Source organism: Micromonospora sp. NPDC051196 (genome assembly GCF_040682415.1).
Classification (GTDB): Bacteria; Actinomycetota; Actinomycetes; order Mycobacteriales; family Micromonosporaceae; genus Micromonospora.
Map to the genome: position 1 here is coordinate 12,748 of NZ_JBFBAY010000016.1, position 25,256 is coordinate 38,003.

Genomic DNA, 25,256 nt, shown 5'->3' on the forward strand with positions numbered 1-25,256 from the left:
CACCACAGTCTGTCATCGCCGACGAACGGGATCGATGCGGGACCGGGCGGGCGGTGACAGGACCCGCCGTCGCGATCAGCGCGGTGGTTCGCGGTCGGGTCGGTGGCCCTCCGCCCAGGCGCTGCGGTAGATGGTGCCGCGTCCGTGCGGATCGGGGATGCTGGCCGGTTCCGCGTCGGTCAGCCCGGCGCCGGTGTCGTTGGACCGCAGACCGCCGGCACGTCGGGAACGGCGCAGTCGGGTCACCACGAACCAGACCAGCCCGATCACGCAGGCGACGATGACCAGGTTCTGCAGGATGCCCGCGTACGACTCGACCAGATGCCAGTTGTCCCCGAGCAGGTATCCGGCCAGGACGAAGGTGGTGTTCCAGATCAGGCTGCCCAGCGTGGTGTAGACCGCGAAGGTGAGCAGCGGCATGCGTTCCACCCCGGCCGGTATGGAGATCATGCTCCGGAAGATCGGGATCATCCGGCCGAAGAAGACGGCCTTCACCCCGTGCCGGAGGAACCACTCCTCGGTCCGGTCGATGTCGCTGAGCTTCACCAGCGGCAGCTTGGCGGCGATCGCGCGTACCCGCTCCCGCCCCAACGTGGCGCCGATCCAGTAGAGCGCCAGGGCGCCCAGCAGCGACCCGAGCGTGGTCCAGAAGATCGCGCCGACCACGCTCATCCGGCCCTGGGCCGCGACGAACCCGGCCAGCGGCAGGATCACCTCGCTGGGAATGGGTGGGAACAGGTTCTCCAACGCGACGGCGAGGCCCGCGCCCGGTCCACCGAGACGCTCCACCAGGTCGGTGACGAAGCCGACCAGCCCGTCCTCGGGTGGCGCGGACTGACTGAGCACGTCGGCAGCGGAAGGGGTTCGCGGGAAGTGAATCACCCGTACCACCCTACGAACCTCGTCGGGAGCGCGCTGCGCGGGTATCGACTCGGGACTGCATGAGATCGTAGGCTCGCGCACAGTGGAGACTGCATTCGCTGCCCGGGGTCCGCTGCGGATCGCCGTGGCCCAGCCGGCGTGCCGCGCGTACGACGTCGGCGCGAACGTGGCGGCGCACGCGGCGCTGGTCGGTACGGCGGCGGCCCGGGTGGTGGTCTTCCCGGAACTCTCCCTGACCGGCTACGAGCTAGACGCCGCACCGGTCGACCCGGCCGACCCGTTGCTGGCGCCGCTGATCGACGCCTGCGCGGCGGCGGGATCGCTGGCCCTGGTCGGCGCGCCGGTTGCCGGCGAGCACATCGCCACCCTCGCGGTCGACGGTACCGGCGTCCGGGTGGTGTATCGCAAGATGTGGCTCGGCGGACCCGAGCCACGCCGGTTCGTGCCCGGTCCGGAGCCGGTCGTGCTCACCGTGGACGGCTGGCGGCTCGGGCTGGCGATCTGCAAGGACACCGGGATCCCGGAACACGCGGCCCGTACCTGCGCCCTGGGCGTCGACGTCTATCTCGCCTCCGTGGTGGAGTCGGCGACCGACGCGGCGGTACCCGACGAGCGGGCCCTGCGGATAGCCAGCACGCACCGCGTCCACGTAGCGGTGGCCAGCTTCGCCGGCCCGACCGGCGGCGGCTACCGGGAGACGGCGGGCCGCTCGGCGGTCTGGGCGCCGGACGGCTCGGTGCTGGCTCGGGCGGGCAGCGACCCCGGCGAGTACGCGCGGGTGTCGCTGACCTGAGGCCGGTCAGTCCTCCTCGGGCAGGGCCGCCTCGATCCGGTCGAGCAGGTCGTCCAGACGGACGGCGAAGTCGGCGGTGATCCGGCCGTGCTCCGCCTCGTCCTCGATGCGTTCGCGCAGGTCCTCGATCCGCTTCTCGCGGTCCTTGGGCTTGCCGGCAGCGAGCTTGGCGAGGTCCTTACGCAGCCGGTCGGCCACCTTGCGGTCGATGCCGTCGGTGAACTGCGCCTCGGTGAGCATCGCGATGAACTCGGTGGCGAACCCACGCAGGTTCACCGGATCGGCGGCCTGCGACGGGGTGGGGCTGGGCCGGGGTGCCGCAGGCGTGGCCGAGGTCGGCGGGGCCGCCGGAGAGCTGGCGGGCGCGGCCGTGGGCTGCTCGTCGTCCTTGTCGCCGGGGGCCAGCACCACACCGAGCCCCACCAGCAGAACCAGGGCGGCGGCGACCAGTGCGCCAGCCCGAGGACGTAGGCGCCCCGACCGGCCCGCCGCCCGGGCAGCCCGGACCGCGCCGGGTGGCGGGTCGCCGGGACGGAACGCGTCAGGGAATGTGCCCCCGAACCCTGGGGGACGTGGCGGCGGTCCAGGGGTCGAACGGGCGAACCGGGAAACGTCGGCGGATCGGGTGTCGGTGTGGTCCACGAGGGTCGGCGGATGCGCCGGGGTCGGTCCGGTGCCGGACGTGGTGGCCGCGTCGTGATCGGCGCCGGCCGGGGTGGCGACGATCGGCAGCACGGCGGTGGCCGGACCGGCCGGGTCGGTGGCAGCGGCGCGGAACCGGGCGGCGAGTTGGCCGGCCGTGGGTCGCCGCCCCGGGTCAGGGTCCAGGCAGGCCAGCACCAGAGCGGCGATGTCGGCGGGTAGCCCGGTCACCCGCAGTGGCGGCACCGGCCGGCGGTTGGCGTGCACCACCAGGGCGTCTTCCCAGCTGTCGACGGGCAGCGGCACGTCACCGGTGAGCGCGCGGTAGAGCAGCACGCCGAGTGCGTACACGTCGCTGGCCGGGTCCGGTGCCGCGGCCTGCAACCGCTCGGGAGCGGTGTACGCGGGCGTACCCATCATGGGTTCGACGGCGGCCCGTCCGGTGCCGGCGGGCAGCGGCCCGGCGAGCGCGGCGATACCGAAGTCCAGCACCTTGGCGCCGGTCTCGGTGAGCATCACGTTGCCGGGTTTGATGTCGCGGTGCACCACGCCGATCCGGTGTGCGGCGGCCAGCGCGGCGGCCACCTGGGCGGCCATCCGTAGCGCCGACGGCCACGGCAGCGGCCCGTCCGCCAGCCGGTCGGCGAGATTCCGCCCGTCGACCAGTTCCATCACCAGGTACGGCACGACCGTCCCGTCGAGGCTGGCCTCACCGTAGTCGTACACCTGGGTCACGTGCGGGTGGGCGAGCCGGGCCGCGGCGCGGGCTTCGCGGCGGATGGTGGCCCGCAGATCCGGGTCGGCGGCGAAGGTGGCGGCGAGCACCTTCACCGCGACGGGTCGGCCGAGGACCTCGTCGTCGGCGCGCCACACCTCGGACATGCCGCCGAGGCCGATGCGGTCCCGCACCGCATAGCGGTCGTGCAGGCGGAGGTTGGGGGTGAACGGCGACATCAGCGCCCAGTCTGCCTGGTCACCGAACCGACGCACCACCCGGCGGTGCGGGTGGTGCGTCGGTTCGGTGCGTGCGGTGCGCAGTTCCTCACGGTTGTCGCGTTCGCCGCTACCGGGTGCAGTGGGGCGTGACGGGCCGTGAGACGGGCTGGATCTGGTCGGCCAGCCGGCGCAGGGCCACGGCGGCGAGTTGGCGGGCCCCCGTCAGGCGCGGGGTACGCGGCGGCTCGGGACGCACGGGTGCGTCCGGTCGAGCGGAGTTGACGTGCCGGGTGACCGCGTCGATGGCGAAGATGAAGCCGGTGGGCTGTTCCATGGTCAACTCCTCGGGGCTGGTCCGGTGCTGGTCCGGACGACGAGCGTGGTGGGCAGCAGGATCTGCTGTGCGTCAGGGGCCACGGGCGGGTCGAGCAGGAGTTCGGCGGCGCGGCGCCCCTTTTCCACACCGGGCTGGAGAACGGTGGTCAGGCCGGCGGGAGCCGCCTCGGCGATGTCGTCGAAGCCGGTCACCGAGAGCCGCCGACCGGCGCCGCGCAGCGCGTCGAGCACGCCGAGGGCGAGCACGTCGGAGCAGGCCAGCACGGCGGTGGTCGGCTCGGGCAGGGCGTCCGGCGGGAGTACGGCTGCGGCGCCGGCGGCGCGGCTGTTGTCGGCCGCCGAGAGGACCGTCAGCTCGGACCAGGCGACCCCGACCGCCGCGAAGGCGTCGGCGAAGCCGGCAAGACGTTCCCGGGTGGTGGGGTGCGGCACGTCGGCCACGTCGGGGACCCGCACCCGCCCGGCTGCGGTGTCGGGCAGCACGCTGTCCGCGAGCAGGGCGACCCGCCGGTGACCGAGACCGGTCAGATGCTCGGCCGCCGACCGGGCGGCGGCCCGCTCGTCGATGCCCACCCACCGATCCTGCGCGCGGGGGCGCGACGAGGTGGTGACGAAGGGCAGCCCTCGGCCACGGATCGTGTCGATGATCTCCCCCTCCTCGTCGCCGCCGCAGTAGACGCAGAATCCGTCGACGGCGGCGTTCTCCACGGCCTTGCGGGCGCCGGCCGCGTCGGCCGGCAGTGGCACGAGCAGCAGGCTGCTGCCGTGAAGCTCGGCAGACTCCGCAACGCCGGTGAGGAACTGCACGGCGAAGGGGTCGGTGAAGGCGTAGGACAGGCGCGAGGTGAACAGCACCCCGATGGCGCCGACGAAGCCGCGTCGCAGTGACCGGGCGGTCGGGTTCGGGCCGGGATAGCCCATCTTCCGGGCGGTGTCGAGGATGCGTTGGCGCAGCTCGGTGGAGAGCTGGTCCGGACGGCCGTAGGCGTTGGAGACGGTACTGCGGGAGACACCGACGGCCTCGGCCACCGCGCGCAGGGTCGGTTTCATCGGCCCTCCCTTCTGGATCGATTCAGACTGGATCGATCCAGAGATTAGTCGCCGGACCGAAGGGTGTCAATCGAATGACCGAACGTGACGGTGTCCGCGCGGAAGTCGGGCACGCCGACGAGGCGCACCGCGCCTCGTCGGCAGGCTGACTGTCGGGTCAGGCGGCGGCGAGCTCGGCGATGAGCCGTTCGAGGATCTCCGGCGTACGCTCCGGCGGCTCGGCCTCGACGCAGAGCCGCTCCATGGCCACCGCGTAGAAGTCGAGGTCTTCCCGCTTGTCGAGGTAGAGCGCGCTGGTCAACTGCTCGATGTAGACGATGTCGGGCAGATCCTGGTCGCCGAAACGGAGAATGGTGAAGGCGCCGCCTGCGGCGGCATGCCCACCGGCGGCGAACGGAATGACCTGCAACCGGACGTTCGGCGTGCGGGTGGCCTCGAGCATCGCCTCCAACTGGCCACGCATCACCTTCGGCCCGCCGATCGGTCGGCGCAGCGCCGCCTCGTCGACCACGGCCCAGAGGCGGGGCGGACGCGGTCGGCGCAACAACTCCTGGCGACGCATCCGCAGGTCCACCCGACGGTCGATCTCCGCAGGCCCGGCCTGACCGTGGCCGAGCAGCACCACGGCGCGGGCGTACTCCGGTGTCTGCAAAAGTCCCGGTACGAACTGGACCTCGTAGCTGCGGATGAGCGCCGCGGCCGCCTCCAGGCCGAGGTACGACTGGAACCACGACGGCAGGACGTCGCCGTACCGGTGCCACCATCCTGGATTGTTGGCGTCACGGGCCAGCTTGAGCATCGCGGCACGTTCCTGCTCGGCGGTGACACCGTAGAGGGTGAGCAGGTCGGCGACGTCGCGCTCCTTGAAGCCGACCCGACCGAGCTCCATCCGGCTGATCTTCGACTCAGACGAGCGAATCTCCCAGCCGGCACTCTCCCGGGTCACCCCACGCGACTCCCGCAGCCGCCGTAGCTGTGCGCCCAGCAGCATCCGCAACACGGTCGGGCCTGCCGCCGGGCCCTCCTCGGCGGAAACCATGGTCACCTGCCGTCCTCCGCATGCCGTCGTCGGTCGCGCCGGTGGACCGGTCCGACCGACGTGTAAGCATGCCATGAACCTGTAGTGAGGTGAACATCCATCCCGTGTGCGGCGAATCCCGCCGATGGGATGTCGGGTCAGCCGATCAGGTGATCGAAGTCGCCGTCACGGGCACCGAGCACGAATGCCGCGATCTCGTCGACGGTATAGATCAGCGCCGGCCCCTCGGGGTGCCGGGAGTTGCGCATCGCGATGCCCGCTCCCCCGGGCAACTCCGCCAGCTCGACGCAGTTCCCACTGGGATTGCTGCGCCGGCTCTTCTGCCAGGCGAGGGGAGGCAACTGGTCGGCGGGAACACCGTTGGGCGGCTGCTGCTGCATGGGGGTTCTGTTCTCTCCGATAGGCGCCGGCGCCGTGGGAGGAGCGGTAGCGGCACGAGGGTGTGGGTTTCTCGTTCATTTGCACGTGCATCTGCTATTGCATCTGCAATGGACAGCGAGCATGATAGCGCATGTGTGTGGTGCCCATCCGCTCACAATCTGTTACACAAACCTGGTCGTCACCAGGGGAAACGAGGTTGTCTGGCGACGCTCGTCGGCCAGGGGGTGGGCGCGTGTTGCGGCGAGGGGAGGATTTGGTGCCGGATCCGCTGACCGTCGCGTCCGGCATCTGTGCGGTGGGCGCCCTGCTCTCCTCCTGGCAGCTGGGCCGCCGAGCCGTACGTGCCGAGGCCGAGATCGGCCGTCTCCAGGCCGAACTCACCGCCGAGCGGCACGCCGCCAGCCATGACCCGTTGACCGGCCTGCCGAACCGACGCGCCTTCTACCGGCTCGCCGCGGCGCTGCTCACCGACTGCGCCGGCCGACCGCTGGTCGCCGTGGTGCTCGACCTGAACGACTTCAAACAGATCAACGACCGATACGGCCACGCTGCCGGAGACACCGTCCTGATCAGTGTCGCCGAGCGGCTGGCCACCTTCGCCGGCGACAACCTGGTGGCCCGGCTCGGCGGTGACGAGTTCGCGGGGCTGCTGGCCACCCCGACCGTCGACCGCCGATGGATCGAGCACGCCACCGACCGGCTGTACGACATGCTCGCCGCGCCGATTCCGCTGGGCGTGGCGACCGTCCGGGTGACCGCCTCCGTCGGGCTGGCACCGGTGCACGGGAACCAGCTCACCGAGGCGCTCAACCGCGCCGACGCGGCGATGTACGAAGCCAAGGGCATCGCCGCGGCCCGCTCCCGTCGAGCGTTGCACGACGCCCCGTATCTCGCCGAGTGCTGAGCCGCTCCCGGGCCGCCGCCCGGGAGCGCGACCGTCACCTGGGCCATCTCAAGGGCGGTACGCACGAGTCCAGCACCGGCCGGAGCCGGCACGCAGAAGCTCAATGCCGGGCCGGAGCCCGGCACACAGAAGCTCAGTGCCAGCCGTAGCCGGCGCGCAGGGCCGCGCCGACCCGGTCGAAGCGGGCCCGGTCCAGCACCGCGCCCTCGCGCCGGATGCCGTCCTCCCGCATGGTCAGCACCCGATCGAGCCGCACCCAGCTGGGCCGGTTGTCCCGGTCCCACTCGCCCGGCCCGAGGGCCAGCCAGTGCCGCTCCCCATCGCGGTCACGGCTGGAGAGCATCAGCCCGAACAGCGTCCGGCTGTGTCGGCCCACCACCAGCACCGGCCGGTCCTTGCCCTGGCGGGGGTCGTCCTCGTAGGACACCCAGGTCCAGACGATCTCCCCCGGGTCGGCCTGGCCGTCGGGCTCCGGGGCGTAAGACAGTTGCCGGCGCTGAAGCGCGGTGACCTGACGGGGCCGCGCGACCTTGGCCGGGCTCGGCCCCGGACGCCGGGGAACCGGGATCACGGCACCGACACGGGCCGCCATACTCCTCAACAGACCTGCCACGGCGGCAGCCTATCGGCTGTCGCCGACCGCCCCTGCGGCAGGGATGCCTGCCGGGCCTACCTTGCGCAGGTGACCGGCGGGCGTGGTGCCCGGGGTGCCCGCTCAGGGCCAGGTCTCGTCCGGCCCGGTGGTCGGGTCGATGATGCCGTCGCCGCCGGTGGGCAACCCGGCGACCAACGCCCGGAACTCGTCGACGGTGACCGCCTCGCGCAGCGTCGCGAAGACCGCAGCCGCACCGAGGCCCGCCGTCCGCTCGTCCACCCCGGCCCGCTCGCCGACGCGGCTGAGGAAGTCCCCCGGCCCGGCCGTGAACGGCTCACTCAGCTCGTCCGGCAGGTACCCGGTGGGATCGGTCGTCGGCTCGTCGGTCATCCGTTCCGCCAGGGTACGCAGCACCGCACGCGCCATGCTGGCGGAGAGGTCCGGCGACAGCCCGGACCGACGCGACACCGCGTCGACGAATAGGGGAAACCGCACGGCACCCTCCCGTCGTCAGGCGCCGCGCTGGTTACCCCCGCCCGTGCCGGATAAACGACGACCGTCCGGTGAGGCAGCGGCGGTCTCCGGCGGGGTTCCGGCCGTACGCGACAACCGAGCCGTACGCCAGTCGGCCGCCCGGTGCCGGTCCACGCTGTAGCACAGCTCGCGGGGCGCCTCCGGCCGCCCCGGTGTCCGATCGAACGGAAGGCCACGCCCTGCGTAGTCGTGGTGTGCCTTCAACAGCCGGGTCAGTCCCGCCATCGCCCCGATGATCTTCTGCCGGGGTCGACCGGTGGTCTGACTCAACTCCTGCACGGTGAACTGCCGGCCCGGCTCGGCGGCCAGCGCGTCGAGCATCGCCGCGACCGTCCGGTGGGTGGCGCTGGCGCCCAGGCTGAGCCGCCGCAGCTCATCGACCGTCCAGTCGCTGGCCGGTGCGTCCGGCACCGACGTGGACCGGCCTCGCGGCACCGGGGCGGTCCGCTGCCGGGCGTCGAGGTCGGCCAGCAGGCGGGCGACGTGCGGCATGTACGCCAGCGGCACCGCCACCAGCACCATGCCCGCCGGGGCACCTCCCGCCGTCGGGCCGGACGAATCCCGGTGCGGCGTGGTCACGAGGCCGACGGCGTGATCGTGGTGGGCACGAAGCGGTAACCGAGGCCGCGTACGGTCACGATCATCGGCGCCTGGTCACCGTTGAGGGCGAGCCGCCGACGTAGCCGCTTGATGTGCACCGTCAACGTGTTGGAGGTGTCGTCGGAGATCCCGCCCCACCCGGCGACGAGCAGTTGCTCGCGGGTGACGGTCCGCTCGGCGTGGCTCATGAAGAAGTACAACAGCCGGAACTCCTTCAGCGGCAGGGCCACCACCCGACCGTGTTGGCTCACCTCGAACGTCGCCGGGTCCACCCGCAACCCGCCGAGCTCGATCGGCGGGTCGAGGGCACCGGCGGTCTCCGGGCGGATCGCGCGCAGGATCGGCAGCACCTCCGCTGCCCGGTAGGGGCGCCGGACACCGGCCGTCGCGCCCGCCTTCAGCGCGGCGGCGGCCACCCCACCGTCGTCGTCGCCCACGCCCACCACGGTCGGGATGCCGGCCCGGCGGGCGAGCAGCCGCACCACCTCGGTGCTGCTCATGCTGGTCAGCCCAGCAGCGACGACGGCGGCGTCGGGTTGCAGGGCACCGGCGTCCAGCAGCGCCTCGGCGGCGTGCGGGTAGTGGTGTCCGCGTACCCGATGGTCGGCCAGTTCGGCGACCAGCGCGGCGCCGACGCTCTCGTCGTCGTCCACCACGAGCAGCACGAAACGCCCGTCGGATCGATGGTCACCTCTGGTGGCCTCGACGAGATTGTTCATCGCACCCCGGCTCCGGTTCAGGTTCAGGCAGACGGCCACCGCCGCTTTCGGACTCAGCCGAAGCGACCGGTGATGTAGTCCTCCGTACGCTTGTCGGCGGGGTTGGTGAACAGCTTGCCGGTCTGGCTGAACTCGACCAGCCGGCCGTGGCGCACCTGCTTGTCGTCCACCTCGGCGGTGAAGAAGGCGGTGTAGTGGCTGACCCGGGCCGCCTGCTGCATGTTGTGCGTGACGATCACGATCGTGTAGTCGCTGGTCAGCTCGAACATCAGGTCCTCGATCTTCGCCGTGGCGATCGGGTCGAGCGCCGAGCAGGGCTCGTCCATGAGGATGACCTCGGGCTTGACGGCGATCGTCCGGGCGATGCACAGCCGCTGCTGCTGGCCGCCGGAGAGCGCCAGGGCGCTCTTGCGGAGCTTGTCCTTGACCTCGTCCCAGAGTGCGGCCTTGGTCAGCGCCTCCTCGACGTGGTCGTCGAGCCGGCCCTTGATGCCGTTGATCCGCAGGCCGTACGCGACGTTGTCGAAGATGGACTTCGGGAACGGGTTCGGCTTCTGGAACACCATGCCGATGCGACGGCGGACCTGGATCGGGTCCACGTCCTTGGCGTACAGGTCCTGGCCGTGGAAGGAGACCTCGCCGCTGACCCGGGCGCCGGGGATCGGGTCGTTCATCCGGTTGAGCGCCCGCAGCACGGTGGACTTGCCGCAGCCCGACGGCCCGATCATCGCGGTGACCTGGTTCTGCTGGATAGGCATGGTGGTGCCCCGAACCGCCTCGTAGCTGCCGTAGTAGACGCTGACGTCACGCAGTTGCATCACCGGCGCGTCGGTGGGCTCGACCCTGGAGGCGGTGCTGCCGGGGGCGTGCACCGCGACGGAGGGGCGGGTGGTGAGATCGTTGCTGGCCATGTCAGCGCTCCTTGATGGCGAACCGGCTGGAGATGAAGCGGGCGATGATCGTGAAACCGAGCACGATCACGATGAGCGTCAGTGCCGCACCCCAGGCCCGGTCCTGGGCGGCCGGGAACGAGGTGCTGGCGTTGCGGAAGATCTGTGCCGGCAGGGCGGTGTTGGAGCCGTCGAAGAGGTTCCAGTTCGGCGTGAAGACGATGCCGGTGACGATGATGATCGGCGCGGTCTCGCCGGCCGCGCGGGCCACGGCCAGCAGTGAGCCGCTGGTGATGCCGGAGATCGCCGCCGGCAGCACCACGGTGAGGGTGGTCTTCCACTTGCGGGCACCCAGCGCCATGCTCGCCTGGCGCAACTCCTCCGGGACGAGCCGGAGCATCTCCTCGCTGCTGCGGATGACCACCGGCAGCATCAGGCAGGCCAGCGCCAGCGCGCCGGCGAAGCCGGTCTGCTGGCCGACGAGCAGCACCCAGCTGATGTAGACGAACAGACCCATCACGATCGACGGCACGCCGGTCATCACGTCGGCCATCAGCCGGATCACCCGGGCCAGCGGCTTCTGCTTGCCGTACTCGTTGAGGTAGATCGCACCGAAGACGCCCAGCGGGATGGCCATCAGGGCGGCAGCACCGGTGATGACCAGCGTGCCGATGATGGCCGGCGCCATGCCGCCGCCTTCCCGGCGGTACGAGTTCGGGATGTCCTCGGTCAGGAAGGACAGGCTCATCACCCCGCCGCCCTTGCCGATGACCGTGTAGGTCACCAGGGCCAGCGGGATGACGGCGAGCAGCACGGCCCCCCAGATGGCGGCCGTGGCGAGGTGGTTGGTGAACCGGCGACGGCCCGACAGGGCAGCCCGGGTCAGGTCGGGTCCGCCGGCGGCCGGGCGGGTGGCGGGTGGTGCGGTGACGCTCACGCGACGCTTCCCTTCATCCGGGCCTCGGCCCGACGGACGACCGTCTGGGCGAGCACGTTGATCAGCACCGTCATCGCGAAGAGCACGACGCCGAGGCCGATCAGGGCCGCGGTGAAGGTGCCGGTGGACTCGCCGAACTGCTGCACGATCACGGCGGCCATCGAGTTGCCGGGGGCGAACAGGTTGGCCGTGATGTTGGTGGCACCGCCGATCACCAGGGCCACCGCGATCGTCTCGCCCATCGCCCGGCCGAGGCCGAGCATCACCGCGCCGACGACGCCACCGAAGCTGTGCGGGAACACCGCGCCCCGGATCATCTCCCAGCGGGTGGCGCCGAGCGCGAGCGCGGCGTCCTTGTCGGCGCGCGGCACGGTGCTGAACACCTCGCGGGTGATCGAGGTGATGATCGGCGTGACCATGATCGCCAGGATGAGACCGGCGGTCATGAAGTTGCGGCCGCTGCTGACCGGGCCGAAGATGCTGCCCAGCACCGGAATGCCGCCGAAGACGTCGTGCAGCCACTGGTAGACCGGAACCATGGCGGGCGCGACGACCAGGATGCCCCAGAGGCCGAACACCACCGACGGCACGGCAGCCAGCAGGTCGATCACGGTCACCGCCGGCCCGCGCAGTCGGCGCGGCGCCAACTCGGTGAGGAACAACGCGATGCCGACCGAGACCGGCACCGCGAACAACAGGGCGATCAGCGAGGAGATCGCCGTGCCGAACGCGAACGACAGCGCGCCGAAGATCGCGTCACCGGCGGCCGGGTTCGGATCCCAGGTCCGTTCGGTGAGGAACCGCAGGCCCATCGCGTCGAACGCCGGCCAGGCCTCGCGGACGGTGGTGATCAGGATCAGCCCGAGAATCGCCAGCACCAGCAGGCCGGTGCCGAGCGTCCACCAGGAGAAGACGCGGTCGCCGAGGGCGCTGCTGCCGCGTTGGGACAGCGTCGACCGGGCGGTGGGGGTCTTGTTCGTCAAGGTCATCTTCACTCCAGCTCAGGTACCCGGCTGGGGACGGGATCGAAGCGATCCCGTCCCCAGCTGGCGATCTTGATCCTGATCAGCCCTGGATCTTGTCGACCTGGGCCAGCGCCTTCTCCTTGAGGGAGGCGGGCAGCGGCGCGAAGTCGATCTCCTTGGCCAGATCCTGGCCGTCGTTGAGCAGGTACGTGAGGAAGCCCTTGACCAGCTCCGCCTTGGCGGCGTCGCCGTACGAGGTCTTCACGATGATGAAGGTCGGAGCGGTGATCGGGTACGAGGTGGCACCGGCGGCGTTGAGCGGGTTGTAGCTCAGGTCCGCGGCGATCTCGGCGCCCTCCAGGCCGGCGGTGGTGCCCTCGATCGTCGGCTCGACGAACTGGCCGTCCTTGTTCTTGATGGCGGCGAACTTCAGGCCGGTGGCCTTGGCGTCGCTGAGGTCCACGTAGCCGACGGCGCCGTTGGTCTGCTGCACGATCTGGGCGACACCGGTGTTCTTCTCGCCGCCCTGGGTGCTGGCCGGCCAGTTCACGGTGTCACCGCTGCCGAGCTTCCAGGTGCCCGCCGCGGCGGCGTCGAGGTATTTGGTGAAGTTGCTGGTGGTGCCCGAGCCGTCCGAGCGGTGCGCGACGACGATCGGGGTGCTGGGCAGCGTCACGCCCGGGTTGTCCGCCTTGATCGCGGCGTCGTCCCAGGTCTTGATGTCGGTCTGGAAGATCTTGGCGAGCGTCTCCGGGCTGAGCTGGAGCTTGTCCACGCCCTGCAGGTTGTAGGAGACCGTGATCGGGGCCGCCACCGTCGGGACGTAGAGGAACGAGCCGGCGGCCACGCCGTCGGTGTCCTTGACCAGGCTGTCGGTGCCGGCGAAGTCGACCAGACCCTCACCGAACTGCTTCTTGCCGGTGCCCGAACCGGTCGCGTTGTAGGTGACCGTCACCTTGCCGGCCTCACCCTTGAAGGCCTCGATGACCTCTTGGTAGTACGCGTCGGGGAAGCTCGCGCCGGACGCCTTCAACTCGCCGGACAGGTTCGCGTAAGCGCCGTCGCCGCCGCTGTTGCTGCCGGGCTCCGTGCTGTTGTCGTTGCTTGCGCAGCCGGTAAGCGCGAGCGCGGCAAGCGCGACGCCGGCGAGGACGCGCCGCGAAAGCACGTTGCGGTTCACCAGGTAAGCCTCTCTATCGGGGTGCATCAGCCCGTCCGGGCCGTACGGGAGTCAAGCTGCCAGGCCCAGGTAGCCGGACTCCCGGCGCCAGGTGAACGAAAAATGAACTTGGCGGCTCCGGTGATGGCCGACCGGCAACGGGATGTGACGTTCTCCGCATCGACGCGTCAGATGCCCGCAATGGGCACCGGGTTCAGAGCCGGATCGTCCCGGTCACCAGGTAGACGACCTGCCGGGCGACGTTCACCGCCTGGTCGGCGTACCGCTCGTAGTAGCGGCCGACCAGTGCCAGGTCGATCGCCGACTCCACCCCGTACGGCCAACCGGCGACCAGCATCGACAGCAGGCGTTCCTGTGCGGCGTCGACCTCGTCGTCGTCGAGCCCGAGCTGCATCGCGTCCAGCGGGTCGCGGGTGGCCAGCACGACCGTCGTCTTGTCGGCGATGCGGGCGGCGGCGTCCGCCATCGCGGTCAGCACCGGCACCGCCGACTCCGGGACGACACCCACCGGGTGCCGCATCAGGACGACCTTCGCCACGTGTACGGCGAGGTCACCCATCCGTTCCAGGGCGCCGGCGATCCGCAGCGCGCACACCACCAGACGCAGGTCGGAGGCGACCGGCTGATGCCGGACCAGCACCTCGGGAATCATCGCCTCGGCCTCGGCACGGCACCGGTCGAGTACGACGTCACCGGCGATCACCGCCTCCGCCGCCGGCCGGTCGACGTCGAGCAGGGCGGCGCTGGCTCCCCGGATCGCCGCACCCGCGTCGCGGCTCATCGTCGCCAGCACGCCGGTGAGCCGGTCGAGCTGCTCGTCGTAGCTGCCCCGACCCATCGTCCCTCCGTCCGACAGGGCCATGGTCCGTCCTGCCGCCACACCGGCAACGGTGCCGTCACGCGGACCCGGTCCCGGCCAGCAACCTACCCGCCGGACTCATCCCGCGCCCGCGGCCCGACACGGAGGACGGCTTTTGTTAAGAGGGGGCCCCTGCTATACACGAGGCGTTAACAAGGGGCCCTTCCTTACCCCTCGGCGAGGATGTCGAGCAGGAGGGCGGCGGTCCAGCTGAAGGCCGGGGAGCCGAGGCCGACGCCGGTGTCCGGATGGAAGTACTCGTGACATCCGGCCGTCGCCGCCAGTGCGATCATCGACCTGCCCAGACCGGCGGCCAGCCCAGGGTGCCCGTGGATGCGCAGTCCGTACCGGACCAACCAGTTGATGTTCATCCAACTGGGGCCGCGCCAGTAGCGCAGCGGTTCGAAGTCGGCGGCGGTGCGGTCGTGGCTGGGCAGCGGCCGGGTCATCCGGGTGGCGAGCCCGAAGCGCGGCGAGCCGGCCTCGACGAGGATCGCCCCGGCCTGCTCCGCCGGCAGGTCGGGCAGGATCAGCGGAGTCAGCCCGAGCACCGTCCGGGCCGGGGTGAGCCGGCCGGTACACAGGTCGCGTGGGTGGAAGGTGCCGGTCACCGGGTCGTACAACCGGTCCACCAACGCCGTGGTGATCCGGGCCGCGCGCTGCCGGTGCGGGCCGGGATCCGCGCCGATCTCCTGCGCGATGTGCGCGAGCGCCGACTCGGCCGCGCCCAGCGCCGCGTTGAACAGCGGACACTCCACCAGGAACGGGTGCCGGTCGGCCAGGTCGGCGTCCCGGTAGCCCGCCGCACGGTAGGCGGTGACGATCGCGACGTACCGCGCGTAGTCCAGGTCGGTGGGGCGGTGCGCGGCCGCGGCGTGCACGATGTCGCGCCGACGGTACGCACCCGGCACCGCCGCCTCGGTCGGCACGGCGGCCATCGGTTCGTCCCACGCCGGACTGTTGTCCAGGCCGGACTCCCACGGGTGCACGATGCTGGCCAGCCCGGCACCGCCGACGTCCCGGTGGGTGCTCAGGTAACGCTGCTGGGCCACCAGGCGTGGATAGAGCCGGCCCAACGCGGCGCGTGCCTGCTCCGACGGTGCGAGGCGGTAGGCCTGCCAGGCGGCCAGGGCGTGCACCGGCGGCTGGACCAGGCCCGAGGTGGCCCTCGACGGTGCCCCCTCGACGGTCGCCGAGGCCCAGAACCGCGGCCCCGGGAAGTACGCGTCGTCGGACACCGTGGGGTTGAAGACGATGTGCGGCACCCGGCCGTCGTGCCACTGTGCGTCGAACAGACTGGTCAGTTCCGACCAGGCGCGGTCGGGGCGCAGGTGGGCCCAGCCGATCGCGATGAACGCCGAATCCCAGCTCCACTGGTGCGGATACAGGGAGCGCGACGGGACAGTGTGGTCGTGCTCCCAGTTGCCGTCGAGAGTGGCGCGGGCCGACGCGAGGAGCGCGGCGCGCTCCTCGGGCGCGGTGTCACCGGCCGGCGTCACGCCCGACCCGGCCGACGTCGCGGCCCAATTCACCATGTGTCACATCCCGGTAGCGCGGGGCTCCAGGATAGGCCGCGACCGGGACGGCGCCCGGCGGGCCACCCTGCCCGTCGGGGTAAGGTGTCGCCTCCCGATGGCGCCGGATCCCGGGATAGGCTGGGCACCGACGCATATCGGTAGAAGATGTTCGATTGCTGACGGCCAAGTTGCTGACGGCCAAGGAGCCCCGGATGAAGCAGTCGCGGCAGGGTCCCACCGGCACCCAGGGTGCCGACTACACCGAACGCTTGCAGCAGCTCAGTGGTGCCCGCTGGAAGCGGATCCTGGACGTGCAGGCACCCTACCGATGGAACCTGCGACGGCTGCGCCTGGGCCGAACCCTCGACGTCGGGTCGGGGCTGGGCCGCAACCTGATCAATCTCGGCGAGGGCGCGGTCGGGGTGGACCACAATCCGACGTCGGTGGCGCACAGCCGGGCGCTCGGTCTCAAGGCGTACACCACCGAGGAGTTCTTCGCCTCCGAGCATGCCCGGCCGGGCGCCTTCGACTCCCTGCTCGCCGCGCATCTGCTGGAGCACATGCCGGCCGAGCAGGCCCGCGAGGTGGTCGCCTCGTACCTGCCGTTCGTCCGCTCCGGCGGCCGGGCGGTCTTCATCACCCCGCAGGAGCGCGGCTACCACAGCGACTCGTCGCACGTCCGGTTCGTCGGCTTCGCCGAGGCGGCCGAGGACTGCCGGGCACTCGGCCTGAGCGTGCAGCGGCAGTACTCCTTCCCGTTCCCGCGTGCCGCCGGTCGGGTGTTCACCTACAACGAGTTCGTGACGGTGGCCCGACTGCCCTGACCACCGCTGGATACGGTGGTCCGATGAGCAAGCGCAGCGCCGCCCCGGGCAACCCGACCCGCTGGGCCACCGACACCGGACCGGAACACTCGCAGTGGTACGTCGACCGGTTCCGGCAACTGGCCGCCGAGGGTGCCGACCTGGCCGGTGAGGCCCGGCTGGTCGACGCGCTGGTGCCGCCGCGCTCGCGGATCCTCGACGCCGGCTGCGGCACCGGCCGGGTCGGCGCCGAACTGGCCGCCCGGGGCCACACGGTGCTCGGCGTGGACGCCGACCCGGTGCTGGTCGAGGCGGCCCGCGCCGACCATCCGGGCCCCCGCTGGCTGGTCGCCGACCTGGCGGAGTTGGATCTCGCGGCGGCCGGCGAGTCGGCGCCGTTCGACGCGGCGGTGCTGGCCGGTAACGTGATGACCTTCGTGGCCGCCGGCACCGAGGTGGCGGTGCTGCGTCGGGTGGCCGCGCACGTACGCCCCGACGGGGTGATCGCCATCGGCTTCGGCACCGACCGGGGCTATCCGCTGCGCGACTTCGACGAGCATGTGGCCGCCGCCGGGCTGCTGCCCGAGCACCGCTTCGCCACCTGGGACCTGCGCCCGTGGCGCGACGACGCGGACTTCGCGGTGAGCGTGCTACGCCGCCCGGCCTGACCCGCAGCGTCACGAGTCGCTGACATCGGCCTGGGACGCGGCCCGGGGACTGGTTCCACGGGGGCAGCCGACCCGGCAGCGGCCCGACGCCGACACGGCGCCGAGAGCCACGACCGGGTCGGCTGGGCGTCAGCGGTCAGTCCGCCGAGTCGAGCCGAGCCAGGTGTTCCTCGTCGAGGGCGAGGGTGACGCCGTCCAGGGCGGCGTCGAGTTGGTGGAGTTTGCTGCCGCCGAGGATGGGCCGGATGCCCTGACTGATCAGCCAGGCCAGGACCACCTGACCGCGCGTCGCGCCGGTGTCGCGGGCCACCGCGTCCAACGCCGCCAGCCGTCGGGTGTTGCCCGGGTGGTCGTACACCTCCGGAATCGACTTCGCGGGATTGTCGTACGCGCCGCTGAGCAGCGGCGTGTAGGCCCAGACCTCGAACCGGTGCTCGCGGGCGAAGTCGATCTGCTCGTCGCTGAGCACACCGTGCGGATGGACTACGCCGTCCGGGCGGGTGCCGGGGCGCACCCGCAGATAGGTCGCGTTCAACTGGAAGGCGTCGATCGGCGTGGTGCCCCGGGCGGTCGCGTACGCGCGGGCACGTTCGATCCGCCAGGCCGGGTGGTTGGACGCCCCCACCCGACGTACGGTGCCGGCGGCGACCTGCTCGGCGATCGCGTCCACGCTCTCCTCGATGGGTGTGGCGCGATCCTCCTGGTGCAGCCAGAGCAGGTCGACGTGGTCGACACCCAGCCGTTGCAGGCTGCCGGCGAAGGCATCGCTGATCGCCCGACGACTCAGCCCCGCCCGGTGCTCGGGCCAGGAGCCCTTCCACAGCGGTTCCGCGCCGACCTTGGTCGAGATGCGGACCCGCTCACGCACGCCGGGACGGGCGGCGAGCCAACGGCCGAGGACCCGTTCGCTGGCGCCGCCCCGCCCGTCGGCGCTGAGCCAGAACGCGTAGCAGTCGGCGGTGTCGATCCACTCGCCGCCACGTTCCACGAACCGGTCGAGCAGTTCGAACGACGTCTTCTCGTCGACCAGGGTGCCGAACGTCATCGCGCCGAGTACCAGAGGGGACACCGCCGGGCGCTCCGCCTCATCGAGGTAGTCCGAAGTCATGCCACCACGATTCAACCTGGAGTGCGCTCCAGGTCAACCGGTACGGTCAGCTGGGTGAGGACGTACACACCCGCCGAGGCCGCGCAGCGCAGCGGCTTTTCCATCGACACGTTGCGATACTACGAGCGGGAGGGAATACTCGCGCCGGTCGCGCGTACGTCCGGTGGCCGCCGGGTCTACAGCGACAGCGACCTGTGCACCCTGGACTTCCTGCGGTGCCTACGCGACGCGGGCATGCCCATCGAACGGTTGCGCCGCTACGGCGAACTGTGCCGCGACCCCGACACCATCGCCGAACGCGTCGAACTGCTGCGGGAGCACGCCGTCGCGGTCCAGGAGCAGATCGACCAGCTCCGACGCTGGCAGGCCCGCGTCGGCGAGAAGCTCTCCTGGTACGAGAGGCACCTCGACCAGACGTGACGGGTGTTGCCCACCGGCGACCACGTCGACGAGCGTGAACAGACCGAAGCGTCATCGCCTGCTTGTCACCGGGCCCGTCGGGTAGTTGGCTGGTCGGCATGGCACGCATCGCATACAACAACGTCGACGCGGCGGCGTTCGAGGCCAACCGACACCTCACCGACGACGCCCTCGCCGCCTGGCGGGCCGCCACGATCCGGCACCTCGGCCCGCACCCGGGGATCCGGCTGCTCGACCTGGGCTCCGGCACCGGAACCTGGGCGCGGGCCTTCACCGACTGGTTGCCCGACGCCGAGGTCGTCGCCGTCGAACCGTCGGCGGCGATGCGGGCCCGCAGCGTGTTCGAGCCCGTGCTTGCCGGCGACGCGGAGCACATCCCGCTGCCCACTGGCAGCGTCGATGCCGCCTGGATCTCCACCGTCATCCATCACGTTCCCGACCTGACCGCCGCCGCACACGAACTCCGCCGGGTGCTACGTCCCGACGCACCGGTGCTCATCCGGTCGGCGTTCGCCGGACGGCACGAGGGGATCACCCTGTTCCGTTATTTCCCGGAGGCCGTCCAGGTACTCGACACCTATCCGAGCATCGCCGACGTCGAAGCCGCCTTCGCCGACGCGGGCTTCGCCACCGTGGCCGTCGAGCAGGTCCCCGAACTCACCGCCGCATCGCTACGGCAGGCCGCCGCCGGCCTGCGCCGGGAGGCGCACACCCTCCTGCAACTGATCGACGACGACGCGTACGCCGCAGGGGTGACGCGTCTGCACCAGGCCGCACAGCTGGACAGTGCGCCGGTGATCGACGCGCTGGACCTGCTCGTCCTGCGCTGACCCGAGGATCAACCGCAGCGCCGGTCACGAATCCGGTCCGGTGTGTCCGGCAACCGATGACGGGCGTCTGCACTACCGTCATCGACGGCCAGCGGTAAGTCGTCATCGTCGGGAGCGCGTGGTGCCGGGTCGGTTCGTGTACTGGATGAATGTCTCCGTCGATCTGCGGATCGAGCACCACCCGGGCGAGGCGGGCGGCGGCAAGTGGATGCGCATCGGTGAGCCGCTGCACCGCGTGTTCAACGAGCGGGCGCGGGCGATGTCCCTCATGGTCCAGGGACGCACGTTCTACGAGACGATGGAGTCCTTCTGGCCGGCTGCCCGCCACGACGAGTCGCTGCCGGGCTTCCTCCGCGAGTACGGCGAGATCTGGACCTCGACACCCAAGGTGCTGGTGTCGCGCACCCGCGACAGCGCCGACCACAACACCCGGATCATCGGCGGGGCCGACGCGATCGAGCAACTGGCGGAGCTGCGTGCGGAGGGCGACGGTGACATCGGTGTCGGCGGCGCCACCCTCGCCACCGGGCTGCTGCGGGCCGGACTGCTCGACGAACTGCTGCTGTTCACCCATCCGGTCGTCCTCGGCACCGGCCGACCGCTGTTCGACACGTACGATGAGCCACTCGAACTGCACCTGCTCGAACAGGCGTCATTCGACGAGGGTGTGACGATGCACCGGTACGCCGTCTGGGGCGCCCGCGCCACGGCGTGAGAGCCGACCGAGCGAGAGGACCGGCGAGTTCCTCGGCTTCGCCGCGCTCGACGGCGACGTGCTGGCGCACCTTCCTGACCCGGCCGCTGCCGTTCAGGTCACGTCGGGCAGGTTGGCGGCGGCGCCGCGAAGGGCGGCTACGCTCGCCAGCACCGCAGGATGATCGGCGGAACCCTGCCGGTACGCGACGCGGGTACGTCGCCGGATGGCCAGCGGAACCAGCCGAGTGCCGGCGGGTGGCCCGTCGGCGGCGAGTTGCGGCACCAGCCCGACGCCCTGACCGGCGGCGACCAGGGCGAGCACGGCGGTGAAGTCGTCGGCGTGGTGACGTACGGTGGGGCGGTACCCGGCCAGCTCGCAGGCGTGCAGGGTCACCGCGTGACACAGCGTGCCCGGGCTGCCGATGATCCAGTCGGCGTCGCGTACCGATCGCATCGGGTCGTTCCGCGCCCGGTGTGCCATCGCGGCAGGCAGCGCGAGGAACACCGTCTCGTCCAGCAGCGGCGTCGAGTCCAGCGCCGGATCGGGCTCCACCGGCACGATATCGTAGTCGTGTACGAGGGCGACGTCGAGACGACGCTCGCGCAAGGCAGCGGGCACCGCGACCGGGTCCAGTTCGGTGACCATCAGGTCCAGCGCTGGGTGGTCGCGGGCCAGTTCGACCAGGGCGGGTAGCAGCAGGGGACGCACCGCGCTGGGGTACGCCCCGATCCGTACCGTGCCGAGCAGCCCGCCACGGGCGGCGGCCAGGGTGGCCTCGGCGGCCTCCAGCGCGGCGAGGACGACCTCGGTGTGCCGTACCAGTGCCGTCGCGGTGGCGGTGAGGTGGACCCCTCGGCCGACATGTTCCAGGAGCACGACGCCGGTTTCCCGTTGCAGCGCGGCCAGTTGCTGGGAGACGGCGGACGGCGAGTAGGTGTGCGCGTCGGCGACGGCGGCGATGGTGCCGAGTCGGGCCAGGTCACGCAGCAGACGCAGGCGACGGACGTCAAGCATCAGCTCAGCTTACGGTTTCGTTGAGCGATCGGAACTGGTGCTTCAGTGTCGACCGCCGCAGGCTGGGGGCATGACACCGACCGGACTGTACGTACCGCTGATCACGCCGTTCGACGAGCGCGGCGAGGTCGACCACGACGCACTGACCAGCCTCGCCGACGAGGTACTGGCCGGTGGCGCCGACGGCCTGGTTGCCCTGGGCACCACCGCCGAGCCGCACGCGCTGCGCACCACCGAGCGACAAACGGTGATCGACATCGTCGGCGCGGCTTGTCGGCGGCATCGCGCCGGTTTCATGGTCGGCGCGCACACCGCCGACGACCTGCAGGCCCTGACCGGGCAGAACGACCTGCAGGCCCTGACCGGGCAGAACGAGGCCCTGACCGGGCAGAACGAGGTCACGGCGGCGCTGTGCCTGGTGCCTCCGTTCCTGCGACCCGGCGAGGAGGCGGTGCTCGCGCACTACGCCCGGCTGGCGGAGGCCTCCCCGGTGCCGCTGGTCGCCTACCACGTGCCGTACCGCACCGGGCAGCCGCTCTCCGGCGAGACGCTGCGCCGCCTCGCCGGACTGCCCGCAGTGGTGGGCGTCAAGCACGCGGTCGGCGGCATCGACGCGGACACCATCGCCCTGCTCGCCGACCTGCCAGCGAACTTCTCGGTGCTCGGCGGCGAGGACGCGTACATCTCGCCGCTGCTCGCGCTCGGTGCACACGGCGGCATCCTCGCCTCCGCACACCTGGCCACCGCCGACTTCGCCACCCTGGTCGCGGCCTGGCGCAGCGGGGACGTCGCCCGCGCCCGGCCACTCGGGCACCGACTCGCCGCCCTCTCGACGGCGCTGTTCGCCGAACCCAACCCGTCCGTGATCAAAGCGGTGCTGCACGCCCAGGGACGCATCCCGACACCGGCGCTGCGTCCACCACTACTGCCCGCCACGGCGGAGGCGACGGCCCGAGCGCTGGCGTGTGCCGAGCAGTTGATCGGCACGCCAGGCGTCAACGGCCGGCCAGCGCCCGCCGGGCCGCCTGCGGGTCCAGGCTCGCCCCGGCGGGAACCAGGCTGACCAGACCGGCCGGCAACCGGACGGGGCGGGTCTGCCCGTAACCGAGCATGGCGGAGACCTCGGCGTCGGCGAGGACGTATCGCCGGCCCAGATCGGTGACCACACTGAGCGCACCACCGGTCGCGCCCGCAGCGGCCACGGACTCGACCAGGGCGCCACGTCCCGGCTGCACCAGGACGTGATCGGCCACCGTCCGGCCGTCCGCGCCAACCGCGGGCGTGGCGGCGCTCAGGTCGGGCAGGGTCGCGTCGAGACGCAGGTCGACGGTTGCCGTGTCGTCACCGACGATGGCGCAGAGCACCGGCGAGCTGGCGGTGGCCAGCCGGGGTGGCCCGCTCGGTGGCGCGTCCGGGCCGGTGGGCGCGAGGTCGGGCAGCTGGGGCAGTGCGGCGAACCGGCCGAGACTGATCTGCTCGGGTTCGCGCTGGCCGGTGCGGGCGAGTTGCAGACCGGCCTGCAACTCGGTGATGCCGGCGAGACCGTCGCGCAGCACGACAGCGTACTGCCGTCCGCCGCCGGTGTTGCTGACCACCAGCACGTCCCCGATCCGTGCGTCGGCGACCCGCTCGGAGGGTGTACCGAGGCCGGGCAGGTCCAGTGGTGCGAGGTCGAGCCCGGCGGGCACGGTGTTGAGCACGGCCGCGGCGACCGGAACGGCCCGGGCGCGGGTGGTCGCCAGCGCGGCCAGCACCCGGTCGGCGTCGCGGATCAGGTGCCGCCGCTGCTGCCGCACCAGGTGCAGCCGACCGTCGGGGTCACGCAGGATCAACGCCTCGTCACGCAGGGGTCGGCCGCCGATGTCGCCGGTGCCGATCAACAACACCGACCGGGGTGCCCGCCGGGTACTCGGCGGGCTGGTCGAGCAGACCGTCCAGGGCGCGGCGGAGAGCCGGTCGGCCGCCGGCAACGAGTCGGGTGCGTCGGCGATGCCCAGCGGCAGACCACGGGGTACGCCGTCGATCGAGCGCCGCGACACGAGCACGGTCTTCGGCTGTTCGGCGCCGATGACCAGTAGCGCCGAGGTGTAGTTGGGCACCGGATGCAGCCGCTCCTCGCGGTAGACGAACCGCGCGCCCGACTCCTTCTCCACGATGACCGCCGCGGTGTCGCGCCACTTCGCACCGCCGCCGGTGAACAGACCGTAGAGGGCGAAACCACCCAGCCCGATGAGCGCCACCAGGACGCTGGCCATCCCCGCACCCGCGAGCCGGCGGAACGGTGACTGCGCCGGATCGGTCTCGCGCATCACCAGCGCGGCGACCACCCGCTGGAGGGTGAACTGGTACGAGTGCAGCTGGTCCTGCCGCGACGGCATGGGTTCCCTCCCGGCGAGCGGATCGGCGCACAGAATATGCGTTGCGTCGATGTCTCGCCGACCGCCGGGACGACGACGATCCGGGCCCACCGGAGGTCGACCGGCATGAGCTGGGCCTTACCGGGTAGCTGACCCGGCAAGCCGTCCGGATCGACCAGGCGGCCGGTTCGGGAGGTGGCAGATGCGCGCGCTGCTCTGGGTCGTCGGGGTGGTCGGGGGAATAGTCGTCCTGCTCGGACTACTCCTCGAAGCGGTCCGCTGGCTGGTGATCATCGGGCTGATCGCGCTCGCCGTGGTGATCATCCTGGCCTTCGTCCGGGGTCGCCAGTCGGCCCACAACTACCCCAACCGCCGCTGAGCACTGCGGCGGCTGCGCGCCCAGGCGGGTCGAGCCCGTCCGAGCGCCGTGCCACCGCAGGCCGTACGCGGGATCAGGTGCCGGCCGGGACGAGGGCCGGGGTCGGATTCTCCTCGATGACGCCGCGCCGACGACGGTTCGGCAGGGAGAGCCGGAAGATCTTCTTCCAGGCGGAGAAGACCTGGCGGGGCAGCGAGCCGGTGACGTACTTGAGCCCGTACCGGTCGAACAGCGCCCGCACCTCGGGGGCGATCTCCTGGTAGCGGTTGCTGGGCAGGTCCGGGAAGAGGTGGTGCTCGATCTGGTACGACAGGTTGCCGGTCATGATGTGCATCAGCCGGCTGCCGCTGATGTTGGCCGAGCCGAGCATCTGCCGCAGGTACCACTCGCCGCGGGTCTCGCCCTCGATCGAGGTCTTCTCGAAGGTCTCCACCCCTTCCGGGAAGTGCCCGCACATGATCACCGCGTGGCTCCACAGGTTGCGGATCAGGTTCGCGGTGAAGTTGGCGGCCATGGTGTGGAAGAACGACGGACCGGACAGCACCGGGAAGAGCACGTAGTCCTTGAGCACCTGGCGGCGCAGCTTGCGGCCGGTAGCCTTCAGGTTGGCACGGAACTCCGGGTTGTTCTTGTAGCTGCCGTCCTTCAGCTTCGTGCCCAGATCCAGGTCGTACGCGGCGATGCCGTACTCGAAGAAGCAGGCGTTGACGAAGTTGTAGAACGGCTGGCCCAGGTGGGCCGGGTGCCACGGCTGGTCCTCGTCCACGCGCATGATGCCGTAGCCGAGGTCGTTGTCCTTGCCGACGACGTTGGTGTAGCGGTGGTGCAGTTCGTTGTGCGACTGCTTCCACTGCTCGGCGGGGCTGACGTGGTCCCATTCCCAGGTCGTCGAGTGGATCTTCGGATCGCGCATCCAGTCCCACTGACCGTGCAGGATGTTGTGCCCGATCTCCATGTTCTCCAGGATCTTCGCCAGCGACAGCCCGGCGGTGCCGACGACCCAGGCCGGCGGGAACAGCGAGAACAGCAGCACGACCCGGCTGCCGACCTCCAGCTTGCGCTGGGTCGAGATGACCTTGCGGATGTAGGCGGCGTCCCGCTCACCCCGGTCGGCGATCACCCGTTCCCGGATGGCGTCGAGTTCCTTGCCGAGGGTTTCGATGTCCTCGGCGCTGAGGTGCGCGATCGGGTTGACGGCTTTCTTCTGGATTACGGTCACGT

Annotated in this window: 29 protein-coding genes; 9 read left to right on the top strand and 20 right to left on the bottom strand. The window is 71.3% G+C overall.

What is annotated here, in order from left to right:
- Positions 1 to 75: 75 nt before the first annotated feature.
- Positions 76 to 882 carry a DedA family protein gene (locus tag AB0M35_RS24530; protein ID WP_363748150.1) on the bottom strand — a complete coding sequence of 269 codons (807 nt, stop codon included), beginning with the start codon at positions 880 to 882 and terminating at the stop codon, positions 76 to 78.
- Positions 883 to 964: 82 nt separating this feature from the next.
- Here AB0M35_RS24530 and AB0M35_RS24535 point away from each other — a divergent pair, with 82 nt between their 5' ends.
- Positions 965 to 1,675: a carbon-nitrogen hydrolase family protein gene (locus AB0M35_RS24535; protein ID WP_363748151.1), complete on the top strand. Its 711-nt coding sequence runs from the start codon at positions 965 to 967 to the stop codon at positions 1,673 to 1,675.
- Positions 1,676 to 1,681: 6 nt separating this feature from the next.
- On the opposite strand, the gene AB0M35_RS24540 is transcribed toward AB0M35_RS24535, so the two are convergent.
- The 5 genes from AB0M35_RS24540 to AB0M35_RS24560 form a co-directional block, all read right to left on the bottom strand.
- Positions 1,682 to 3,271, bottom strand: a complete 1,590-nt coding sequence (locus AB0M35_RS24540; RefSeq protein WP_363748153.1) for a serine/threonine-protein kinase — start codon at positions 3,269 to 3,271, stop codon at positions 1,682 to 1,684.
- A 109-nt stretch (positions 3,272 to 3,380) separates the two neighbouring features.
- Positions 3,381 to 3,587, bottom strand: coding sequence for a hypothetical protein (locus tag AB0M35_RS24545; protein ID WP_363748154.1), 207 nt, complete (start codon positions 3,585 to 3,587; stop codon positions 3,381 to 3,383).
- Between the two features lie 2 nt (positions 3,588 to 3,589).
- On the bottom strand, positions 3,590 to 4,639 hold the full coding sequence (locus AB0M35_RS24550) for a LacI family DNA-binding transcriptional regulator (protein ID WP_363748155.1): 1,050 nt from the start codon (positions 4,637 to 4,639) through the stop codon (positions 3,590 to 3,592).
- Between the two features lie 157 nt (positions 4,640 to 4,796).
- The gene (locus AB0M35_RS24555; protein WP_363748156.1) at positions 4,797 to 5,684 is read right to left on the bottom strand and encodes a helix-turn-helix transcriptional regulator; all 888 of its coding nucleotides are present in this window, start codon (positions 5,682 to 5,684) and stop codon (positions 4,797 to 4,799) included.
- Between the two features lie 131 nt (positions 5,685 to 5,815).
- On the bottom strand, positions 5,816 to 6,058 hold the full coding sequence (locus AB0M35_RS24560; RefSeq protein WP_363748157.1) for a DUF397 domain-containing protein: 243 nt from the start codon (positions 6,056 to 6,058) through the stop codon (positions 5,816 to 5,818).
- Positions 6,059 to 6,315: 257 nt separating this feature from the next.
- On the opposite strand from AB0M35_RS24560, the gene AB0M35_RS24565 reads away from it, so the two are divergent.
- Positions 6,316 to 6,963, top strand: coding sequence for a GGDEF domain-containing protein (locus tag AB0M35_RS24565; RefSeq protein ID WP_363748158.1), 648 nt, complete (start codon positions 6,316 to 6,318; stop codon positions 6,961 to 6,963).
- A gap of 133 nt (positions 6,964 to 7,096) precedes the next feature.
- Here AB0M35_RS24565 and AB0M35_RS24570 read toward each other — a convergent pair whose 3' ends face one another.
- The 10 genes from AB0M35_RS24570 to AB0M35_RS24615 all read right to left on the bottom strand — a co-directional run bounded on the left by AB0M35_RS24570 (position 7,097) and on the right by AB0M35_RS24615 (position 15,777).
- On the bottom strand, positions 7,097 to 7,576 hold the full coding sequence (locus tag AB0M35_RS24570) for a type II toxin-antitoxin system PemK/MazF family toxin (protein WP_363748159.1): 480 nt from the start codon (positions 7,574 to 7,576) through the stop codon (positions 7,097 to 7,099).
- Positions 7,577 to 7,678: 102 nt separating this feature from the next.
- Complete coding sequence (locus tag AB0M35_RS24575; protein WP_363748160.1) at positions 7,679 to 8,053, bottom strand: DUF2267 domain-containing protein; 375 nt, start codon at positions 8,051 to 8,053, stop codon at positions 7,679 to 7,681.
- Positions 8,054 to 8,068: 15 nt separating this feature from the next.
- A complete protein-coding gene (locus AB0M35_RS24580; RefSeq protein WP_363748162.1) occupies positions 8,069 to 8,671 on the bottom strand; it encodes a hypothetical protein in 603 nt (200 codons plus the stop codon).
- Positions 8,668 to 9,411, bottom strand: a complete 744-nt coding sequence (locus AB0M35_RS24585) for a response regulator transcription factor (protein ID WP_363748163.1) — start codon at positions 9,409 to 9,411, stop codon at positions 8,668 to 8,670. The genes AB0M35_RS24580 and AB0M35_RS24585 overlap by 4 nt, the downstream gene beginning before the upstream one ends.
- A 53-nt stretch (positions 9,412 to 9,464) precedes the next feature.
- Entirely contained in the window at positions 9,465 to 10,322 is an 858-nt protein-coding gene (gene pstB / locus AB0M35_RS24590; RefSeq protein ID WP_363748165.1) for a phosphate ABC transporter ATP-binding protein PstB, read from the bottom strand.
- A gap of 1 nt (position 10,323) precedes the next feature.
- On the bottom strand, positions 10,324 to 11,238 hold the full coding sequence (pstA, locus tag AB0M35_RS24595) for a phosphate ABC transporter permease PstA (RefSeq protein WP_363748166.1): 915 nt from the start codon (positions 11,236 to 11,238) through the stop codon (positions 10,324 to 10,326).
- Positions 11,235 to 12,227, bottom strand: coding sequence for a phosphate ABC transporter permease subunit PstC (gene pstC, locus AB0M35_RS24600; protein WP_043724358.1), 993 nt, complete (start codon positions 12,225 to 12,227; stop codon positions 11,235 to 11,237). The genes pstA and pstC overlap by 4 nt, the downstream gene beginning before the upstream one ends.
- A gap of 76 nt (positions 12,228 to 12,303) precedes the next feature.
- On the bottom strand, positions 12,304 to 13,383 hold the full coding sequence (pstS, locus tag AB0M35_RS24605) for a phosphate ABC transporter substrate-binding protein PstS (protein ID WP_363748167.1): 1,080 nt from the start codon (positions 13,381 to 13,383) through the stop codon (positions 12,304 to 12,306).
- Positions 13,384 to 13,576: 193 nt separating this feature from the next.
- Positions 13,577 to 14,221, bottom strand: a complete 645-nt coding sequence (gene phoU, locus AB0M35_RS24610; RefSeq protein ID WP_363748258.1) for a phosphate signaling complex protein PhoU — start codon at positions 14,219 to 14,221, stop codon at positions 13,577 to 13,579.
- Positions 14,222 to 14,409: 188 nt separating this feature from the next.
- Positions 14,410 to 15,777, bottom strand: coding sequence for a hypothetical protein (locus AB0M35_RS24615; RefSeq protein WP_363748168.1), 1,368 nt, complete (start codon positions 15,775 to 15,777; stop codon positions 14,410 to 14,412).
- A gap of 194 nt (positions 15,778 to 15,971) precedes the next feature.
- Here AB0M35_RS24615 and AB0M35_RS24620 point away from each other — a divergent pair, with 194 nt between their 5' ends.
- Together AB0M35_RS24620 and AB0M35_RS24625 are read left to right on the top strand one after the other, a co-directional pair.
- Positions 15,972 to 16,583: a class I SAM-dependent methyltransferase gene (locus tag AB0M35_RS24620; protein ID WP_363748169.1), complete on the top strand. Its 612-nt coding sequence runs from the start codon at positions 15,972 to 15,974 to the stop codon at positions 16,581 to 16,583.
- A gap of 23 nt (positions 16,584 to 16,606) precedes the next feature.
- Positions 16,607 to 17,230 carry a class I SAM-dependent methyltransferase gene (locus AB0M35_RS24625; RefSeq protein ID WP_363748170.1) on the top strand — a complete coding sequence of 208 codons (624 nt, stop codon included), beginning with the start codon at positions 16,607 to 16,609 and terminating at the stop codon, positions 17,228 to 17,230.
- 136 nt (positions 17,231 to 17,366) lie between these two features.
- Here the strand turns inward: AB0M35_RS24625 and AB0M35_RS24630 are convergent, their stop codons facing one another.
- Positions 17,367 to 18,338, bottom strand: a complete 972-nt coding sequence (locus AB0M35_RS24630; RefSeq protein WP_363748171.1) for an aldo/keto reductase — start codon at positions 18,336 to 18,338, stop codon at positions 17,367 to 17,369.
- 54 nt (positions 18,339 to 18,392) lie between these two features.
- Here AB0M35_RS24630 and AB0M35_RS24635 point away from each other — a divergent pair, with 54 nt between their 5' ends.
- From AB0M35_RS24635 to AB0M35_RS24645, 3 genes are all read left to right on the top strand, one after another.
- Complete coding sequence (locus AB0M35_RS24635) at positions 18,393 to 18,758, top strand: MerR family transcriptional regulator (protein ID WP_363748173.1); 366 nt, start codon at positions 18,393 to 18,395, stop codon at positions 18,756 to 18,758.
- Positions 18,759 to 18,856: 98 nt separating this feature from the next.
- Complete coding sequence (locus AB0M35_RS24640; RefSeq protein ID WP_363748175.1) at positions 18,857 to 19,588, top strand: methyltransferase domain-containing protein; 732 nt, start codon at positions 18,857 to 18,859, stop codon at positions 19,586 to 19,588.
- Positions 19,589 to 19,709: 121 nt separating this feature from the next.
- Complete coding sequence (locus tag AB0M35_RS24645; protein WP_363748177.1) at positions 19,710 to 20,303, top strand: dihydrofolate reductase family protein; 594 nt, start codon at positions 19,710 to 19,712, stop codon at positions 20,301 to 20,303.
- Positions 20,304 to 20,396: 93 nt separating this feature from the next.
- Here the strand turns inward: AB0M35_RS24645 and AB0M35_RS24650 are convergent, their stop codons facing one another.
- Positions 20,397 to 21,299 carry a LysR family transcriptional regulator gene (locus AB0M35_RS24650; protein WP_363748179.1) on the bottom strand — a complete coding sequence of 301 codons (903 nt, stop codon included), beginning with the start codon at positions 21,297 to 21,299 and terminating at the stop codon, positions 20,397 to 20,399.
- A gap of 70 nt (positions 21,300 to 21,369) precedes the next feature.
- Here AB0M35_RS24650 and AB0M35_RS24655 point away from each other — a divergent pair, with 70 nt between their 5' ends.
- The gene (locus AB0M35_RS24655; protein ID WP_363748181.1) at positions 21,370 to 22,362 is read left to right on the top strand and encodes a dihydrodipicolinate synthase family protein; all 993 of its coding nucleotides are present in this window, start codon (positions 21,370 to 21,372) and stop codon (positions 22,360 to 22,362) included.
- Here AB0M35_RS24655 and eccB read toward each other — a convergent pair.
- Positions 22,295 to 23,677, bottom strand: a complete 1,383-nt coding sequence (eccB, locus tag AB0M35_RS24660; RefSeq protein WP_363748183.1) for a type VII secretion protein EccB — start codon at positions 23,675 to 23,677, stop codon at positions 22,295 to 22,297. The two genes, AB0M35_RS24655 and eccB, sit on opposite strands and share 68 nt — an antisense overlap.
- Before the next feature lie 181 nt (positions 23,678 to 23,858).
- Between eccB and AB0M35_RS24665 the strand changes: the two genes are divergently transcribed.
- Positions 23,859 to 24,035: a hypothetical protein gene (locus AB0M35_RS24665; protein ID WP_363748185.1), complete on the top strand. Its 177-nt coding sequence runs from the start codon at positions 23,859 to 23,861 to the stop codon at positions 24,033 to 24,035.
- Positions 24,036 to 24,108: 73 nt separating this feature from the next.
- On the opposite strand, the gene AB0M35_RS24670 is transcribed toward AB0M35_RS24665, so the two are convergent.
- Positions 24,109 to 25,254, bottom strand: a complete 1,146-nt coding sequence (locus AB0M35_RS24670) for an acyl-CoA desaturase (RefSeq protein ID WP_363748187.1) — start codon at positions 25,252 to 25,254, stop codon at positions 24,109 to 24,111.
- Positions 25,255 to 25,256 lie beyond the last annotated feature (2 nt).